The 16,899-nt window shown below is 51.9% G+C and carries 16 protein-coding genes; 11 read left to right on the top strand and 5 right to left on the bottom strand.

Annotation, left to right across the window (positions count from 1 at the left end; genetic code table 11):
• Nucleotides 1-9: 9 nt before the first annotated feature.
• Nucleotides 10-1,428: a hypothetical protein gene (locus MT343_RS15650; RefSeq protein WP_145466402.1), complete on the bottom strand. Its 1,419-nt coding sequence runs from the start codon at nucleotides 1,426-1,428 to the stop codon at nucleotides 10-12.
• A gap of 229 nt (nucleotides 1,429-1,657) precedes the next feature.
• On the opposite strand from MT343_RS15650, the gene MT343_RS15645 reads away from it, so the two are divergent.
• The 4 genes from MT343_RS15645 (at nucleotide 1,658) to gspD (ending at nucleotide 7,510) form a co-directional block, all read left to right on the top strand.
• Nucleotides 1,658-3,733 (top strand): neutral/alkaline non-lysosomal ceramidase N-terminal domain-containing protein, encoded by a 2,076-nt coding sequence (locus MT343_RS15645; RefSeq protein ID WP_145466401.1) that lies wholly within the window; start codon nucleotides 1,658-1,660, stop codon nucleotides 3,731-3,733.
• Nucleotides 3,734-3,916: 183 nt separating this feature from the next.
• A complete protein-coding gene (gene gspN / locus MT343_RS15640; RefSeq protein WP_145466400.1) occupies nucleotides 3,917-4,687 on the top strand; it encodes a type II secretion system protein N in 771 nt (256 codons plus the stop codon).
• A 57-nt stretch (nucleotides 4,688-4,744) separates the two neighbouring features.
• Nucleotides 4,745-5,590 (top strand): type II secretion system protein N, encoded by an 846-nt coding sequence (locus MT343_RS15635; RefSeq protein ID WP_145466399.1) that lies wholly within the window; start codon nucleotides 4,745-4,747, stop codon nucleotides 5,588-5,590.
• Between the two features lie 12 nt (nucleotides 5,591-5,602).
• Nucleotides 5,603-7,510 (top strand): type II secretion system secretin GspD, encoded by a 1,908-nt coding sequence (gene gspD, locus MT343_RS15630; protein WP_145466398.1) that lies wholly within the window; start codon nucleotides 5,603-5,605, stop codon nucleotides 7,508-7,510.
• A 68-nt stretch (nucleotides 7,511-7,578) separates the two neighbouring features.
• Here the strand turns inward: gspD and MT343_RS15625 are convergent, their stop codons facing one another.
• A complete protein-coding gene (locus tag MT343_RS15625) occupies nucleotides 7,579-8,166 on the bottom strand; it encodes a Maf family protein (RefSeq protein WP_145466397.1) in 588 nt (195 codons plus the stop codon).
• A 78-nt stretch (nucleotides 8,167-8,244) separates the two neighbouring features.
• A complete protein-coding gene (gene sodB, locus MT343_RS15620) occupies nucleotides 8,245-8,826 on the bottom strand; it encodes a superoxide dismutase [Fe] (protein ID WP_145466396.1) in 582 nt (193 codons plus the stop codon).
• Nucleotides 8,827-9,137: 311 nt separating this feature from the next.
• Between sodB and MT343_RS15615 the strand changes: the two genes are divergently transcribed.
• Nucleotides 9,138-9,956 (top strand): hypothetical protein, encoded by an 819-nt coding sequence (locus tag MT343_RS15615; RefSeq protein WP_145466395.1) that lies wholly within the window; start codon nucleotides 9,138-9,140, stop codon nucleotides 9,954-9,956.
• Nucleotides 9,956-10,828, top strand: a complete 873-nt coding sequence (locus MT343_RS15610; RefSeq protein ID WP_145466394.1) for a hypothetical protein — start codon at nucleotides 9,956-9,958, stop codon at nucleotides 10,826-10,828. The genes MT343_RS15615 and MT343_RS15610 overlap by 1 nt, the downstream gene beginning before the upstream one ends.
• On the opposite strand, the gene MT343_RS15605 is transcribed toward MT343_RS15610, so the two are convergent.
• A complete protein-coding gene (locus MT343_RS15605; protein ID WP_225693073.1) occupies nucleotides 10,825-11,235 on the bottom strand; it encodes a hypothetical protein in 411 nt (136 codons plus the stop codon). The two genes, MT343_RS15610 and MT343_RS15605, sit on opposite strands and share 4 nt — an antisense overlap.
• Before the next feature lie 17 nt (nucleotides 11,236-11,252).
• Nucleotides 11,253-11,744: a hypothetical protein gene (locus MT343_RS15600; protein ID WP_145466393.1), complete on the bottom strand. Its 492-nt coding sequence runs from the start codon at nucleotides 11,742-11,744 to the stop codon at nucleotides 11,253-11,255.
• A 193-nt stretch (nucleotides 11,745-11,937) separates the two neighbouring features.
• Here MT343_RS15600 and MT343_RS15595 point away from each other — a divergent pair, with 193 nt between their 5' ends.
• The 5 genes from MT343_RS15595 to MT343_RS15575 all read left to right on the top strand — a co-directional run bounded on the left by MT343_RS15595 (nucleotide 11,938) and on the right by MT343_RS15575 (nucleotide 16,898).
• Entirely contained in the window at nucleotides 11,938-12,639 is a 702-nt protein-coding gene (locus MT343_RS15595; RefSeq protein WP_186435766.1) for a DUF2846 domain-containing protein, read from the top strand.
• A gap of 90 nt (nucleotides 12,640-12,729) precedes the next feature.
• Nucleotides 12,730-14,238, top strand: coding sequence for a fumarate hydratase (locus MT343_RS15590; protein ID WP_145466391.1), 1,509 nt, complete (start codon nucleotides 12,730-12,732; stop codon nucleotides 14,236-14,238).
• Nucleotides 14,239-14,396: 158 nt separating this feature from the next.
• Nucleotides 14,397-14,720, top strand: a complete 324-nt coding sequence (locus MT343_RS15585) for a 4a-hydroxytetrahydrobiopterin dehydratase (RefSeq protein ID WP_186435765.1) — start codon at nucleotides 14,397-14,399, stop codon at nucleotides 14,718-14,720.
• Nucleotides 14,721-15,126: 406 nt separating this feature from the next.
• On the top strand, nucleotides 15,127-16,197 hold the full coding sequence (locus tag MT343_RS15580; RefSeq protein ID WP_186435764.1) for a hypothetical protein: 1,071 nt from the start codon (nucleotides 15,127-15,129) through the stop codon (nucleotides 16,195-16,197).
• A gap of 44 nt (nucleotides 16,198-16,241) precedes the next feature.
• Nucleotides 16,242-16,898: a tetratricopeptide repeat protein gene (locus MT343_RS15575; protein ID WP_186435763.1), complete on the top strand. Its 657-nt coding sequence runs from the start codon at nucleotides 16,242-16,244 to the stop codon at nucleotides 16,896-16,898.
• The last annotated feature ends 1 nt before the right edge of the window (nucleotide 16,899 follow it).

Raw genomic sequence — 16,899 nt, 5'->3', positions numbered from 1 at the left:
TGGCAATAATTAACGGCGACGACGGGCAACCGCAGCCAGTGCCAGTAGCCAGATCAGGGCGCCACCGGAGGAGCCGGATTTTTTGCCTGGTTCTGTTGGATCAGGATCGGTTGGCATGGAAAGCTGAGGCCAGTTTTCTACTTCACCGTCAGCGTTATCATCGCGGTAAATACCCGATACCAGTTTGATTGTAGGTAAATTATCCGTCGAGCCGAAGTCCCAGTTTGTGTCATTAAAATGTGTCAGCTGCAAACCATTGCAATTGTGAGTGGGGGAAGTACAACGCAGATCAATCAGGTCGAAGTGTTGCTCATAACTATATCCCCGGGCACTGGAATCATGCCGTCCAGCGTAATCGCTGGCCCAGTAAACCTGCTGCTCTTTCGAATTATCCCGGCTGGCGAATAAAGCTCCGATAAAACGCTGTGTTTCGCTGTCTGGTGGCAGAGCAACGGTCACCAGAATATTTTTGAAAATATCATTCTGGGTCGAGGAGACGACGCCACCTGCGGTAGCGTACTTGCTATCAGCAATGGTGACCTGACCCGATGTCCGGATATTCTGGTATTGGCTGTCAGATGAACCGCCACTTAGTGCTGCAGCCCAAACATCGGCGTTTACCTGTGTGGCGACAAATACATCGTGTATTTCGCTATCGCTGGTCGTGCCAGTCAGGCCTCCGACCGTTTTGTTTCCACTGATTCTGATAAACAGCGCGCTTTTGTTCAGAGTAGAGTCCTGCATTTGTCCGACCATCCCACCGCTTTTATCGCCACTTTGTATTACCGCTTTCAGGCGAATATTACTCAGCAGCATGTTATCTGCCACGCCAATCAAACCACCGATATACTCATGCCCCGGGGACGAAACCCGCACATCAGCCTGAATATTTTCAACCCGTGTCTCCCAGCCATAACCAAGTAATGCACCGGATTCCTTACCGGTTGCCAGATCTGCGGTCAGCTTTAAACTGTGGATGTAGGATTGTTCGGCATATCCAAAGAGGGATGCAAAAGACTGGCCTGGCCGCTGGATGTTGAGGTTGTATATTCCGAAGCCATTGCCGTTGAATTGCGCAATAAATTTCAGGTTCCAGTTACCAATCGGCTCAAAGCCTTTGCCTTCATTCCAGAACTGATCCCCCTCATCGAAGCGGCCATTGCTGTTGGTATCGAAATTCAGGTTGCGGGTCAGCTCGTAGCCATTACAGCCGCTGGCCGGACAACCGCCATTGGCACCGTACAGGTGGGTGCCCTGAATTTCTGCCGGGTGTTCGGCCGATGTGTTATTGCGGATCTCATTCAGATCCTGCAGGTCTTCGATTTCAATCAGACCATTGTGGTCGCTGTCATAGATATCTCGGGGTGCAGCAATGCTGAGTGCCGAGGCAAAGGCCAGCAGGGCGGGAATGAAGGGGGTTAAACGCATAACGGCTCCGGACGTCCTGTTCTCAAAAACGGAATGATAATGGATACAATTTGATACAAAAATCAAAAATGTACCGATTTCACTGTTCCTCTGATGAAACAGCTCAGGCCATGGGTTGTGCCCTGCATAAGCCACCGATCGACTCTGGCGGATTTGGATAGTGACCACTTAAAGCGGGTGTGGTACAAAAGTACACAATTGCCAGACAATAACAATAAAGGTCGTTCTCATGCGTGTTCTTCTCTCGCTGTTGGTGTTCGTCTCGCTGACGGGCTGCGCAGCTACTCAGGAAATTTTTGTTCAGCAACCTTCAGCTCATAGCATCGCGGCAGAAAAAGTGCCGACGGCAGGTGCGGTATCGGTCGATATTACGCCGCCGCCGGGTATGCCGATGGGTGGCTATTCGGTGATGGCGAACCGTGGCCAGGGCTTCCGTACCCGTATCAAGGCGCGGGTGGTGTATATCAATGATGGTAAAGGGCAGTCAGTGGCGCTGGTGCAGACCGACCTGACGGCTGCTTCGCTGTTGTTGCAGCATGAAGTAGCCGCGCGGGTGGCGGAAAAAACCGGGCTCAAGCCGGGTGATATTGCCATTACGGCTTCCCACAGCCACTCGGCGCCGGTGAATTTCTTTGATAACGATTTTTATAACAAGCATATGTCCAGTGGCCAGTGGCTCGAACCGGATTTTCTGGAATTTGCCGCCAGTCGTATCAGTGCCGGCATTATTCAGGCTTATGAGTCGCGTCGTCCGGCTAAAATCGCCACCGGCAAAAAAGATATTTACGGCTACAACCGTAACCGCTCCCTTGATTCTTATGTGCTGAATAACGATGTACAGGGTGTGGAGCTTGATGATCCGCAGGCTAAATTTGAGGCCGTTAACCCATCGCTGTATATGGTGCGGGTGGATGTGCGCGATGATGACGGAAAATATAAACCACTGGGTGCTTTCTCCAGTTTTTCAGTACACGCCACGGCGCTGAGCGTACCGGTTGAGGTGTATAACGCAGACCTGTTTGCCTACGCGCAGAAAGATCTGGAATGGAAAATCCGCGACCGCTACAAAACCTCCTGGCCAGTCGTGCATGCGCTGAGCACCGGTACTCAGGGCGATATGGCACCGGCACTGGAAGAACATGGTGATAACTACTTCGGTCATTTCGATGTCGACTGGAAGGCCGCGAAAAAACTGGGTCAGGGCATCGGTGGTGAAGCCATCAGTCTGTTTGAAGCACTGGGCTCAGAGCTGAGCAGCGATATTCAGCTGGCCAGCGCCGCGCGCGAGTTGAATATCCGTGAGCATACCAAGGCTGGTGACGTAGAAATCTGTCATGATGCGGCGGTGGGCAATACCGTAGCGGCCGGTGCTTATGAACGCCGTACGCCGTGGCTGAGCGCGATTCCGTTCTTCCATGGTGGCAATGTGATGGCGCGTCGCTGGTGGTTCTTTAAAGATGGTTGTCAGGGTAACAAGCGCCATCTGGGGTTCTCTTTCCTGCAGCCGCTGCTGGAGCCCAAAGACAGCTTCCCGAATACCGTGATGTTCCAGCTGCTGCGCATTAATGACATGGTGGTTCTGCCGCTACCGTTTGAAACCACGACTGAATCCGGTCGCCGGATTTCGGCCGCCGTCAGTGACACTTTTGCTGCTGCCGGTGAGGATGTGAAATACGTCTGGGTGGCCAGCAACGCCAACGGTTATTTTGGCTACACCACCACGCCGGAAGAATACTCCCGCCAGAATTACGAAGGCGGTCATACCTTGTATGGCCAGTACACTACGCCTTATCTGGCAGCACAGCTGGGTACGCTGGCGCAGGATTTTCTGCAGAATGGCCGCGTGCAGGAATTAAAACCGGAATGGCGTTATGAGCTGAAGGTTAACCACTTCCTGCCGGAGGCTGTTGTCAGCAACGGCAAGCGCGAGTGGCTGCAGCTTCCGCATGAGGTAAGTGCTGAAGAGCCCAATGAAGAAAACTACGTAGCAGTACAATGGCTGGATCTCGGCCCGGATCAGATAGCCTTTGATCAGCGTCTGGTGCGTGTTGAACATAAAGTCGGTGATCAGTGGCAACAGCTGGTGATCAATGGCGAACCCGTGCACGATGACGGCTACGATATCGAAGTGCGTTATCTCGATGACAGCGACAACGGTATGGCGGAATACGAAAGCCGCTGGTATAACCCGGTGGTTGGGGGAGAATACCGTTTTGTCATCGAAGCGCGGGACAATCAGCCGCAGATAACATCGGCCAGCTTTACCTACGGGAGTGGCAGTGCAGGTGTTGCCTTAGCTGAATAACGCCTGAATTGGGCTGTGGCGTGGTGGAATAACCCCGTCGCAGCGCCGGAATTGACGCCTGATGCCGGAGTTTCTGCAAGAATCTCCGGCTTTTTTACAGTAATGTCACATTGCTCCTTTAGATTTGGCGCCCCCGTTGAGTAGAATGACCCGCTGATATTTCCAGGGATAACAACAAATACCATGTTCAAAGCCATTTGGGCGGCCCGCTGGTTTGTAGTGCTGGGCGTTTTAACCTTCATTTTTGTTCTTGTCATCAATACACCGCTGCATTTTGTCTGGCGCTATGTTGAGCCACAGGCAGGACGTCTGCCGTTAAAAATTGAGCAGGTGTCCGGCACGTTATGGGATGGACGTCTGCGTTTTGCTGTTCCGCAACTGCGGGATCTGGGCAGTCTCGATGCCCGCTGGCAGCTTAGCCCTCTGGCGTTGCTGGCTGGCCGCGCTGATTTTGATTTAAGCGTGCTGGGCGATGGTGTGCGTTTAAAGAGCGCCGCCCGTATTGGCCTCGATCAGCAATTGCAGATTCTCGGTGCCGATGGTTATCTCAATGCTGATAAAATCCAGCCGCTGCTGACCCGCAACCGGGTGTCGGTTGCCGGCGAGTTTGAACTGAGCCGCCTGCTGGCCAGTGTGAATCTGCAGACCCGGCAATTCTCCGATGTCTCCGGCCGACTGGTGTACAGCGGAGGAGAGGTTGGCTTCCCGGTAGATAACAAGCCTATCCGCGCAACCATGCCAATGCTGATCGGCACGCTGGGAATGGAACCGGAAAAAGCCGTGCTGAATATTGAAACAACGGAAGGCCAGGCATTAATCCAGGGCTTTATGCAGCAGGACGGCTGGGGCGGGATCGCTATCCGCCGGCGCTTTCTGGATGTGTTAGGGCAGAAGTGGCCAGCCGAAGCCACAGAAGAAACAGTAATTTTTGAAGTGTCTCATAAGGTTCTGTAACCTTGGGCGCTTCGTTTACGGAGTAAGAACGTTTTGGCAGACAAGGTGGCTGAGTTAATGAGCTGGCAGCGCTGGACGCTGGTGCTGGGGAAGACAGCCCTGACCGTCCTGTTATCCTGGCAGCTTGCGCATCTGACCTGGCTGATTGTGGCGCCGGAACCGCTGCTGCTGAAGGCGCCATCGCAGTCCCGCGGTGATGCACAGAACGGCGGGACAGTGGCAGGGACAGGCCAATATCATTTGTTCGGGGATGTTACCGCACAACCTGTTGAGGCTGTTGCCAAAGAGGTAGATGCTCCGGATACACGCCTGCGACTGCAGTTGCTGGGTGTGACCCGCAGCACCAGCAATGAAGCATCCAGTGCCATCATTGCGCCGAAAGGTGGTCAGGGAGAGTTTTACCGCATCGGTGATGCGGTGCAGGGACGTACACGTCTGGCCGGTGTCTATGACGATAAAGTCATCCTCGACACTAACGGCAAGCTGGAAACCCTGAAATTTGACGAAGAATCCACCGCCGGTATCACGGCCAGAGCGGTTGCTGCGCCACGCCCGGAGGTTAACCGCAGTGGTTCTCTGCGCGAGCGTTTTAAGCAGGTTCGCAGTCCGTCAGAATTTATGAATATGGTTACCGAAGAGGTTGCCGGAGATGCGGAAGGCGCCATGCAGGAAATGGGGCTGGAAGCCATAGGCTCAGGTCAGGGATACCGTGTGCAGCCCGGATCGGTGCTGACAGCCTTGCAGATGCAACCCGGTGATATCGTGTTGTCAGTTAATGGCCAGGCGCTGGGTGATCCGCAAAGCGATCAGCAGTTATTGCAACAGGTAAGCAGTGAAGGCAACGCGCGCATTGAAGTGCAGCGTGGCAACAGCCGTTTTGTTGTTAATCACAAGATTAATTAAAGGATATTGAGTGTGTTAAAGCAGTGGGCATTCGTCATCATGCTGTTGGTCAGCGCCGTAACACAGGCCGCGCAGGACAGCTGGCAGATTAATCTGAAGGAAGCGGATATCGGTGCCTTTATCAGTCAGGTCGCTGATATTACCGGCAAAAGTTTTGTCATCGATCCGCGGGTTAAAGGCAAAGTAAACGTGCTTTCCAGCGAAGCGATGAACAAAGAAGGCGTTTACGAGCTGTTTTTATCGGTGTTGCAGGTTCAGGGCTATGTGGCTGTACCAGCCGGCGATGTCATTCTGATTGTGCAACAGAACGATGTTAAACAGCAGGGACGTGATCTGGATGAAAGCGTCGCTGTCGACAGTCAGGAACTGCTGACCAAAGTCATCATGATTAAAAATACCCCGGCGCTGGATCTGGTGCCGATTCTGCGTCCGCTGGTGGCTAAATATGGTCATCTGGCCGGGGTGAAATCCGCCAATGCCCTGATTATTTCCGATCATGCCGCCAACATTCAGCGTATTGAGCAAATTATTGACCGCCTGGATAAATCCGGCAGTGAAGAGCTGGAAGTGATCCAGCTGAAAGAAGCCTGGGTTGGTAACGTGGTTACCATGCTGCAGAGCCTCGATCCGGCCAAGGTATCACAGGGTACAGCTGCCAATGCTAACGAAAATACCGCCGGCTCTATCCGTGTGGTGGCCGATGAGCGCAGCAATCGTCTGATTATTAAAGGTGAGAAAAGCGCCCGCGAACGTATCCGCAAACTGATTGAAGAGCTTGATCAGCCATCGTATTTTTCCGGCAGCGCCAAGGTTATCCGCCTGCAGTATGCTGACGCGAAAAAACTGTCTGAGCTGCTGAAAAATCTGCTGTCGGACGCGTCTTCTGCCGCTGATAAAGATGCCTCGCAAGCTAAAGGAAAAGCCGGTATTCATGCCGATGAAGAGCTGAACGCACTGGTGGTTCGCGCTGAGCCATCACTGATGAAAGAAATTGAAGAGCTGGTGGCAGCGCTGGATGTACGCCGTGCACAGGTGCTGATTGAATCGGCCATCGTCGAAGTTACCGGTGATATCACCGATGCGCTGGGCGTGCAGTGGGCAACCGGTAACCTGGATGCGCCGGTGGCAGGCACCAACTTCTCTAATTCCGGCCCGTCACTGAGTACGATTGCTACCGGCATTGCTACCGGTAATCCGGCTTCGGCCCTGGGCAGCGGCCTGACCATTGGTGGTTATCATGAAGTAAACGGCGAAGTGGATTTTGGTGTGATTTTGCAGGCGCTGGCCAGCAACAGTCTGACCAACCTGCTGTCGACGCCGAGCATCATGACGCTGGATAACCAGGAAGCAGAAATTATTGTCGGCCAGACCGTTCCTTTCCGTACCGGCTCTACGGCTTCAAGCAGCAACACCAACCCCTTTACCACGATTGATCGTAAAGACGTCGGTATTTCTCTTAAAGTTAAGCCGCATATTCATAATGGCGAAGCTATTCGCCTGGAAGTGGAAGCGACGGCTGAGTCGGTATCGCAGACCACTATTGATGGCAGTGCGGACCTGATTACTAACAAGCGCTCTATCAAGACCATGATCTTGTCAGAGAACGAAGAAACCATCGTACTGGGTGGTCTGATCCGTGACGATATCCGTGAAGTGGAAAGTAAAGTACCACTGCTGGGCGATATTCCCCTGCTGGGCTGGTTGTTTAAATCGAAGTCGGTGACACAGGTGAAGAGCAACCTGATGGTGTTCCTGCGTCCGACCATCGTGAACAATACCGGCGTTGCGCGTAAGCTGACGGAAGATAAATACAACGGCATCTGGGAATTCAGCCTGTCGGATAAACTGGGCCGGGAAGATGTTGATGCCCAGCTGGAAAAACTGTTCCAGGGATTACCGGGTAATCGTAAGAAAGATTAACAACACCTGCAGTGTTACCGATAAAAAAGCCCCGTTTTACGGGGCTTTTTATTTATCGCTCTTTTAAATTATTGAGCAAGTTTCAGTGGATTGATTCCGGCTTTGCGCATTAAATCAATCAGGCCGATTAATGGCAGACCGATCAGGCTGGTGCCATCACGGCCTTCCAGTTTTTCAAATAAATTAATGCCCAGCCCTTCCACTTTAAAACTGCCGGCGCAGTCATAAGGCTGCTCGAGTGCGACATAACGTTCGATCTCTGCCTCGCTGAGATTGCGGAAATACACATGGAAAGGCTCGGTCAGCGAATAATATTCGCCACTGTCACTGTTAAGCAGGCACAGACCGGTATAAAAACTGACGCGCTGGCCATTGGCGCGTTGCAGTTGTGCAATGGCGTTGTCGTGGTTGCCGGGCTTGCCGCAGATCTGGTTATTCAATACGCAGGTCTGATCACTGCCAATAATCCAGTGCTGCGGATATTGTGCGGCCAGTGCCCGGGCTTTTTCGTACGCCAGACGGGCGACGTAATCCTGCGGCGATTCGTTTGTTGATGGTGTTTCGTCAATATCCGGGCTGGCGCAGTCAAAAGGAATACGTAAGCGGGTCAGTAATTCGCGGCGGTAGGGTGAACCGGAGGCGAGCAGTAGCTTCATAGTTTTACCGTTTTCACAGTTATGCGGATATAAAAAAACCGGGTAAAAACCCGGTTTTCTTTTTACCACAAAGGCCGATTAAGCAGCGAAGTTCGCGTTGGCGAATTCCCAGTTAACCAGAGCCCAGAAACCTTTCAGGTAATCAGGACGTACATTGCGGTAATCGATGTAGTAAGCGTGTTCCCACAGGTCAACAGTGATCAGTGGAGTCAGACCTTCAGTGATCGGAGTGGCGGCGTTGGAAGTGTTAACAATATCCAGAGTACCGTCAGCTTTTTTCACCAGCCAGGTCCAGCTTGAACCGAAGTTGTTAACAGCCATATCGTTGAACTTGGCCTGGAAATCAGCAAAAGAACCGAATGCTGCGTTGATAGCATCTGCTACTGCGCCAGTAGGTTCGCCACCGCCGTTAGGGCTCAGGCTGTTCCAGTAGAAAGTGTGGTTCCAGATCTGGGCTGCGTTGTTGAATACGCCACCGGAAGAGGTTTTGATGATTTCTTCCAGAGTTTTGCCTTCAAACTCAGTGCCACCGATCAGACCATTCAGCTTAACCACGTAGGTGTTGTGGTGCTTACCGTGGTGGAAATCCAGGGTTTCGGCAGAAATGTGCGGTTCCAGTGCGTCTTTTGCGTACGGCAGGGCAGGTAATTCAAATGCCATGGTGTCTCTCCATTCATTACTGAGTCGGGTTGCATATCTTGCGGGATTATCAAAGCTCTGTAAGGATCGGCCATTACAATGCTAAACCGGCAGAACTTCTTTAGAGCCCGAATCATAGCACCACTGTATTTGGGGTGCTATTCATGCGGTTTGTAGGGGTATTGAACAGACTGTCTCTGTTACATGCTATAAGCCTTTGGCAAGGCGTATGACAGCCAGAACAGAATAACAGCGTTCAGAATTTATACTGACGGCAGATGCCGTTATACTGGGCGCAATAATAATGACGACGTTTTCGTAGGGGCAAAAAAATGGATAAAGAAAAAGAACCGCTGGTGCCGGATATGAAGCCATCGCAGGAAGATATTGCTCTGCGCCAGAAACAATTGCAGGCCCGCCGTATTGCCGCTCAGCGTGCTGCAGCAGCAAAAGCAGGCCCATCGGCAGCAGCGCTTGCAGCAGCTCCGGCGCAGAAACAGACGCTGGCTGTTGTGGCATTGGTGGTCGCTCTGGGAATGGGAGGGCTGGCAGGCTTTCTGTTTATGCAGCTGCAGACTCTGCAGGGGCAGTTTGCCAACGCTGAAACCCTGCTGAAAAGTCAGGCTGCCAATATTAATGTGCTGAATGAAAAGCTGTCGGTTACTGGTGAGAATGCCAACCTGTCGCTGGATGCTCTGAAAGTGATTATCAAAGAGCACGATGCCGAAATCCGTAAGCTGTGGGATGTGGCGAATAAGCGCAATAAGGCTGATATCGCCAGCAATGAAAAAGCCATTACGGCGTTAAAAGGATCGCTGGCCGGTCTGGATAAAGAGCTGAAGGCCAGTAATGACAAACAGCAGAAAGCTCTGGCGGCAAACGATGCTGCGTTGCAGAAAAAACTGGATGCCAGTCTCGCCGATATGAAGAAGAAGATTGCCAAGGTCGAAGCTCAGGTTCTGGCAATGCCGGCTGAAACCGAGCTGCGGGTGGCGCAGAACACTGAGTCCATTCAGTCTCTGGAAGCGGCAATGACCAAGATGCGTCAGAGTGGTGCTGGCGGTAACCTGGCCGATATGAAGCTGGAAATTGAAGATATTCAGATCCGTCTGGATCGTATCCAGAACGCTCTGGGTGGCAGCGCACAGTAATGTCGCTGTCCGCGTTATGTCAGCGTGGTGCCACGGCACCACGTCTGTCTCTTGAGCAGGATGCGGCGCTGCTGCGTCGTGAACTTGCCACTTCTTTTCGTACCCTGACATCCGTTGAAGTCGCCTGGCAGCATGGTCAGCGTGCGGCTACGCCGGGAACGGCATTTTTCTGTGGTTATCAGGCGGCAATGCGCCAGCTCGATCCACAACTTGCAGCCGACGCCTGGGCGGCATTCTGTATTTCTGAAGCCGGGTTACGTTCTTTGCGGCAGATGCAGACCCGTTTTGATGAGCAAACTTCCTGCCTGAATGGCGAAAAATCCCATGTCATGCTGGCCCGCCGTGGGCTCGACCTGCTGTATGTTGTTGCAGCCTGCGCTGATGATCTGGTGTGTGTGCAGGTAACGGCGGATGCGGCAGGGGTTGAACCTCTGGAGGCGCGTAAAGAACAGCCCTTTCTGCCGGATGTTCCCCATACGCCGGTGCACTTCAGTAATGTAACTGTTACCTCTGCTTATCGTTTCCTTCATGCCCATCAGCAGCTGAACAAGCCCTTCCGTTACTGGGAAGATGTGCACGTGGCACTGGCATTCAGTGGTTGGCTAATGGCTAATGCTGATGCTGACAACACGCATTCGCTGGTCGCTGCGGCGGGGCGGTTGGCCGATATCTTCTCTGCCCGGCCACGGGATTATTCTCTGGCGGCTCTGGATGCGCTGGAGGATGTACTGGCTTGTCAGGATGAGCTGCTGCCGCTGTTAGCCGATGATGTCAGAGCATTGTGGTTACGTGACCGTATTTTGCTGCAGCTTGCAGTGCCTTTGCGGGGAAAGATCCGTGCGTCTCTGATGGCCGCGCAAGCCAGCGTTTAACGGACGGTAATGGTCACAGATGCGGCGCCGGTGCTGACGTTGGTTGGCAGGGACAGGGGAGCGGTTTCTATTGCCGGCATCTTCTCGCTGTCGCGGGCAGTCAGTGTTTCGCTGTCCAGATTGTCGGTGTTCTGGGTATGCGGATCGACGTCAATGCTGTCAGGGGTTTTGACAATCGTTTGCGCCATCTCCTTATTCAGCAGTCGTGAAAACTGAATGCTTTGCGAGGTTGAGCGGTTATAGCGCTGTGCATGACTGTAATCGTAATGGTGGGTGCGCTGCCTGGCTTCTTCGATGGCGGTGAATATATCGTTTGAGTAGTACTCGTCATGAGGATTAACCGCCGCCGCGCAGAAACTCAGCGTGGCAGCAAGAATACCTGACAGGCCCGTCATCACTGTTTTCATGATCACCTCCGTTACGCTCAGGGCTTGTAACTGGCCTTGATGGTCACGGTTGCGCGGATGTCTGTGACACGGCTGTTTTCTGAGCGGGCTTCGCGTACGTAGATTTCCTGAGAGCGTTCAACGACGGTCTCATCGTCAGGCTTGTCCTGCTTTTTCTTGGCTTCGGCCAGGGTTTCCTGCTTACTTTTGCGTCCCTGAGCAATATCGCGCACAGGTTGCTGAGCTTCCAGCGCGGCCGCTTCACCAGCAGCGGTCGGGCCCATCGCACCTTCAACCACTTCAGCATCCATTTCGGTGTTGAGTAATTTAGGCAGAGGGAAGCTTTTTGATGTGGTGCGGTTATACCAGGAACGGCCAACATACTCGCTGTTAACCGGATTGCGCTTGGCATCTGCAACCGCATCTTCCAGGTCCGTGGAATAATAGGATTCATTCACTGGTGCAGCCTGTGTGTGGGCAGCAGTCAGTGTCAGCAGAATACAGGCGGTGATGTAACAGGATCTTTCCATGAGTTGACCCCTTTTGTTTTTGTTATTTTTTGTAATTATGTCATCATAGCAAGCTGAGTTTTTTATGTACACTGGCCAGCCGGTTTTGTGGTGTAAATTTTGTCGGGCACGAGGCTCCGGCAGACAGCATTACAGAGTGGGCGCCGTATGTCGTCAGGTACTGCTTTTACCCAACACGGGCAGGAAAATAATAATGATAAGAATCGTGTCACTTGGTCTTTCTTCTGTGCTGCTTTCATTGCTGCTGGGCGGATGCACCATCCATCAATCCGTCGGCGACAGCTTCGGCTCGTATGTCTCCGAACCGGATGGCCAGAATTTCAAAGCCGTTGGTTACCGTTGGGATTACGAAAATACGGCCCTGATCTATGTTTACCGCCCGGCGACCCAATGGTCGATGGATGAGCTGGAAACCCCAAGTTTCAATGTTGACGGTGAGCGTCTGTTCAATATCAAGGGCGGCGGTTACACCTGGTATGAAATGGAGCCAGGTGAGTACGATATTATTATTCGCCGTGGCCTGTTGGGCTTGGAAGGGGTTGGTGAGTTTGTTATCAAACGCGTGGCGCAGCTCAGGCTCGATGTTAAGCCAGGCAAAGTGTATTACCTGCGCTATTCCGAAATTGACCCGCCAGCGCTGAAGCCGGATCTGGAAGATATCCCTCTCGGGGATGGCCCTTTACAGCTGGTGGCGCCAAGTATTGCCCTGTCAGAGTTGCCGGTAACCAAAATGATTCACCATGGTCGTGATCGTCTGAAGCCGCGTCCGGTGGCAGAAGAAGAAATGGCCGATAAGGTTTTCGATGGTTCTTCCGCTGATGATGACGGTGCCGTCGATGAATCCGGCGCCAAAGCCAAGCCTAGAACTAAAGCCGAGGAATGGTGGCCGTTCTAGACCGGCAGTAGTTGGGGTACAATAGGCCGACTGTAACGCCCACCGACGTGGGCGTTTTTACACCCGCGAGCCTATGAGAGAGAACCCGTCATGACTGTGATCAAGCAAGAAGACCTGATCCAGAGCGTCGCTGATGCACTGCAGTACATCTCGTACTATCACCCGAAAGACTTCATTGATGCCGTGCATGCGGCCTATGAGCGCGAAGAGTCCAAGGCTGCGAAAGACGCCATGGCGCAGATTCTGATCAACTCCCGTATGTGTGCCATGGGCCACCGTCCGATCTGTCAGGACACCGGTATTGTTACCGTGTTCCTGACCATTGGTATGGACGTGAAGTTCGAAGGTGACATGAGCGTTGAAGATATGTGTAACGAAGGCGTACGCCGCGCTTACACCCACCCGGACAACGTGCTGCGAGCCTCTGTTCTGGCTGATCCGGATGGCAAACGCGCCAACACCAAAGACAACACGCCAGCCATCATCCACATGAAGCTGGTTCCGGGTAATACCGTGGACGTGCATGTGGCTGCGAAGGGCGGTGGCTCCGAAGCCAAATCCAAGTTCGCTATGCTGAACCCGTCTGACTCCATCGTTGATTGGGTACTGGAACAGGTACCTAAAATGGGTGCTGGCTGGTGTCCGCCGGGTATGCTGGGTATTGGTATCGGTGGTACCGCTGAAAAAGCCATGATGCTGGCCAAAGAAGCGTTGCTGGAGCCAATCAACATTCAGGAACTGCAGGCCCGTGGCGCACAGAACCGCGCGGAAGAACTGCGTCTGGAATTGTTCGAAAAAGTGAACAAACTGGGCATTGGTGCGCAGGGTCTGGGTGGTCTGACCACCGTACTGGACATCAAAGTGGCCGATTACCCGACTCACGCGGCGAACAAGCCGGTGGCGATTATTCCTAACTGTGCGGCAACCCGTCACACTCACTTTGTGCTGGATGGTTCCGGCCCGGCAGTTCTCAAAGCGCCGAAAGTGGAAGACTGGCCACAGATCACCTGGGAAGTGGGTGATTCCGTACGCCGTGTGAATCTGGACACCATCACTCCGGAAGACGTAAAAGACTGGAAAACCGGTGAAACCGTATTGCTGTCCGGCAAGATGCTGACCGGTCGTGATGCGGCGCATAAGCGTATGGTCGATATGATCGCTAAAGGTGAAGAGCTGCCGGTCGATCTGAAAGGCCGCTTTATCTATTACGTGGGCCCGGTTGATCCTGTACGCGAAGAAGTGGTTGGTCCGGCTGGCCCGACGACTGCGACCCGTATGGATAAGTTCACCCGTACCGTGCTGGAAAAAACCGGTCTGCTGGGCATGATCGGTAAATCTGAGCGTGGCGATATCGCCATCGAAGCCATTAAGGATAACGAAGCTGTGTATCTGATGGCCGTTGGTGGTGCTGCTTATCTGGTATCTCAGGCGATCAAAGGCGCTAAGGTTGTTGGCTTTGATGATCTGGGCATGGAAGCTATCTACGAATTTGAAGTCGAAGATATGCCGGTAACCGTAGCTGTGGATACCAAAGGTGAGTCGGTACATAAGACCGGCCCGCAAACCTGGTACGCCAAGATTAACGCAACCGAAGTCTGATACAGACGGATCAGCGTTAGTGGTTACAAAAAAAGGAGCTCCGGCTCCTTTTTTTGTGCCTGTCGTAAAGCCATCGTATGAATGATGTTGGCGCAGAAAAGACTCTGCAAAGCCGGATTTTCCCGCTAATGTGAATGTTCCGCCTGAGGATACAGACGATGAGCGATGACCGCATTGATGACGCGCGACTGCAGAGCTGGCTGGCAGAGCATCCGCACTGGACGCCTGTTATGGTTGCAGGTGTTCCGGCATTGCAGCGCAGCATAACGCTGAACAATTTCAGCGCGGCTCTGCACCTGGCTAACAGTATTGCCGTGCATGCTGAACAGCAGAATCATCATCCACAGCTGACGTTAAGTTGGGGGAAGCTGGAGGTTTTGTGGTGGAGCCACGATGTGCAGGGAATTTCAGCCCGTGACCTGCGCCTGGCTGCACAGACCGACCGTGAAGTGGCCGAAACACAGCGTCGCAGTCCGGTCTGATTACCGCATAACCCGGCCGTCGGGTTATGCGGTATGGCTGGAAACCGTTGTTCAAAAACATGGATAAGAAGACAAAAGCGCTGCTCTGCGCTTTTTTCTTATATCTGTACGAACAAAAACGATCTGATGGTTTTTCGCCGTATTTTTCTTTAATACGTGCCGTAAAAAAGTCAGTTGGCGCAGATGTTTTTAGCTCTGACCCGCTAATGCTTAGCAACAACTGAATTTCTTATTTCATCTTCCGTCTTTACCGTAAAAAATTTGGCGCATTAACTGAACAAACGACGGGTATTTCGCTTAACAGTAGTTAATTAAAAGTGCATAAGCATTGCTTACAACTTCAGTTCCTGAAATATGAACTAAGCTGGGGGAAGAAAAATCAGGATTCCTGACGCAAGGAAATTGAATGAAATCCCCGACTCCGTTCCGATCATTGCTGATTGCAGTCAGCACACTATTGTTCGCTTCTTTGGCCTGTGCGGACAATAAAAACGAAGATTCATCAAATATTCAGGCCCCCTCTTTATATACCGGCTTTGAGCAGTTGCTGGATGACGATAAAACACTGGTGATGGAAGAGCTGATCGATCTGGACAGCAATATCCGCCGCGTTGCTCTCTATCACAATGGCGATCGCCTGCATCGTCAGATTCCCAAACAGGTGCATCTGATGATCGAAAACAAGTTAATGCACCGTGTGATGGAAAGCGGTCGTTTTGAGGTCATTCAGTGCATCGAATGCCGCACCACACAGGTGGCTATGCGTGCAGATAAGCTGGAAATCTCTCACGCAGCAGAATCCAATCAGGCACTTCGTGCTCTGGCTAAAAAAGTTCGGGCAGATGCTTTTATCTTCTGGAATGCATCGGTTCACGATGAAAAGTTTACGATTAATCTGCGTATGGTTGATGGGCGTAATAATCAGCTTCTGTGGCTGAAAGAGTACTCGAAGAAAACCACACGGGAGCAGGAAGAAAAAGGCTTTGATTCTGTAAATTATGAATTGACGGTAGGCGCCTGGGGAATTGATGGCAGCCGTGAAAATCAGACGACCAACAGCGCAGAAGAAGTTAACGGTGTTACTGTGTTTGGTCTTCGTCGCCGTGAAACCACCAGTATTGATGACAGCCTTGAGTACACGCTGGCGATTGAATACTTCCGTAACTTCTCCAATACCGATTTATTTGATGTATCGGGTATTAACCTCGAAGGACGGATTATTGCCGATATTCCGAGTATGGATAAGTTAATTGATACCAAGGTGTATCTGGGGATTGGGCAGGCATTCTTTAACGATGCTAATTCATTGGTTTTCCGCTTTGGTTTTGAGTTCCCGTTTTTCAGTGACGGTTTTATGGATTTCGGCGTTACTTACTTACCGGAGAGCGATGCCCGCTGGGATAAAAAGGTGGGCTATGAAGAAGTCGGAAAATTCGGTGGTTCAAGCTATGACCTGACGCTGGGGGTAAGATTCTGATGGCGGCATTTAAAGCAACAGGATACATAAACCCACTGTTCAGAATGCTGACTCTGGCAACTCTGTTATTGCTGACGGCCTGCAGCTATCAGCGAACCAATGAAGTCGTTAAAGGATACGGTAATTCCGGCTGGGTATCTGAAACAGAGGTTGTAGAAGAAGATGCTCAGAAAAAATCTGAAATCGCTGAGCAAGCCAAAAAACAGCATGGCCTGATGCATATTCACCGTTATGGTGATGGTTATGATGTACTGCTGACACTGGATGCCGGTGACAGCGATGTGAAGTTTATTATGGATCTTCCGGGTAAGGCTGTTGCATCAGAAGACGAAGCAGTATCTGAGATTAATGAGGATACAACCGATTATCCGGATGACAATGAAGCTGAAAAAATTTATGAGAAACTGAATGATAATGCAGAGCAACAGGAAAAAACTAAAAATCAGCAGGTAGAAAATACCACCAAGCACATCCTTAATGCCCAATCTCTGTTTTATAAAAAGCAGTACTGGCAGGCACTGGATGAAACCAATGCGGCACTCGATAACTTACCGGATTCAGCTCAGGCGCATGCATTAAAAGGCAGTATTTATTACAAGATGGGCCTGTTGCCGGAAGCCCGCTCCAGCTGGGAGCAGGCGCTTAAGCTTGATCCCAGTCTTGATCAGGTCAAAGCCAGCCTTGACCGGCTGAAGCAGTAGG

Source organism: Venatorbacter sp. C2-1 (assembly GCF_022832715.1).
In the GTDB taxonomy this organism is placed as follows: Bacteria; Pseudomonadota; Gammaproteobacteria; order Pseudomonadales; family Oceanobacteraceae; genus Venatoribacter; species Venatoribacter alkanivorans.
The sequence above is the reverse complement of the archived record's forward strand: the minus strand, read 5'-3'. Positions and strand labels throughout refer to the sequence as shown.

Excerpts from the sequence above, each read along its gene's own strand:
- MT343_RS15650 (WP_145466402.1), bottom strand. The coding sequence starts at position 1,428 with ATGCGTTTAACCCCCTTCATTCCCGCCCTGCTGGCCTTTGCCTCGGCA.
- MT343_RS15645 (WP_145466401.1), top strand. The coding sequence starts at position 1,658 with ATGCGTGTTCTTCTCTCGCTGTTGGTGTTCGTCTCGCTGACGGGCTGC.
- gspN (WP_145466400.1), top strand. The coding sequence starts at position 3,917 with ATGTTCAAAGCCATTTGGGCGGCCCGCTGGTTTGTAGTGCTGGGCGTT.
- MT343_RS15635 (WP_145466399.1), top strand. The coding sequence starts at position 4,745 with ATGAGCTGGCAGCGCTGGACGCTGGTGCTGGGGAAGACAGCCCTGACC.
- MT343_RS15625 (WP_145466397.1), bottom strand. The coding sequence starts at position 8,166 with ATGAAGCTACTGCTCGCCTCCGGTTCACCCTACCGCCGCGAATTACTG.
- sodB (WP_145466396.1), bottom strand. The coding sequence starts at position 8,826 with ATGGCATTTGAATTACCTGCCCTGCCGTACGCAAAAGACGCACTGGAA.
- MT343_RS15615 (WP_145466395.1), top strand. The coding sequence starts at position 9,138 with ATGGATAAAGAAAAAGAACCGCTGGTGCCGGATATGAAGCCATCGCAG.
- MT343_RS15610 (WP_145466394.1), top strand. The coding sequence starts at position 9,956 with ATGTCGCTGTCCGCGTTATGTCAGCGTGGTGCCACGGCACCACGTCTG.
- MT343_RS15605 (WP_225693073.1), bottom strand. The coding sequence starts at position 11,235 with ATGAAAACAGTGATGACGGGCCTGTCAGGTATTCTTGCTGCCACGCTG.
- MT343_RS15600 (WP_145466393.1), bottom strand. The coding sequence starts at position 11,744 with ATGGAAAGATCCTGTTACATCACCGCCTGTATTCTGCTGACACTGACT.
- MT343_RS15595 (WP_186435766.1), top strand. The coding sequence starts at position 11,938 with ATGATAAGAATCGTGTCACTTGGTCTTTCTTCTGTGCTGCTTTCATTG.
- MT343_RS15590 (WP_145466391.1), top strand. The coding sequence starts at position 12,730 with ATGACTGTGATCAAGCAAGAAGACCTGATCCAGAGCGTCGCTGATGCA.
- MT343_RS15585 (WP_186435765.1), top strand. The coding sequence starts at position 14,397 with ATGAGCGATGACCGCATTGATGACGCGCGACTGCAGAGCTGGCTGGCA.
- MT343_RS15580 (WP_186435764.1), top strand. The coding sequence starts at position 15,127 with ATGAAATCCCCGACTCCGTTCCGATCATTGCTGATTGCAGTCAGCACA.
- MT343_RS15575 (WP_186435763.1), top strand. The coding sequence starts at position 16,242 with ATGCTGACTCTGGCAACTCTGTTATTGCTGACGGCCTGCAGCTATCAG.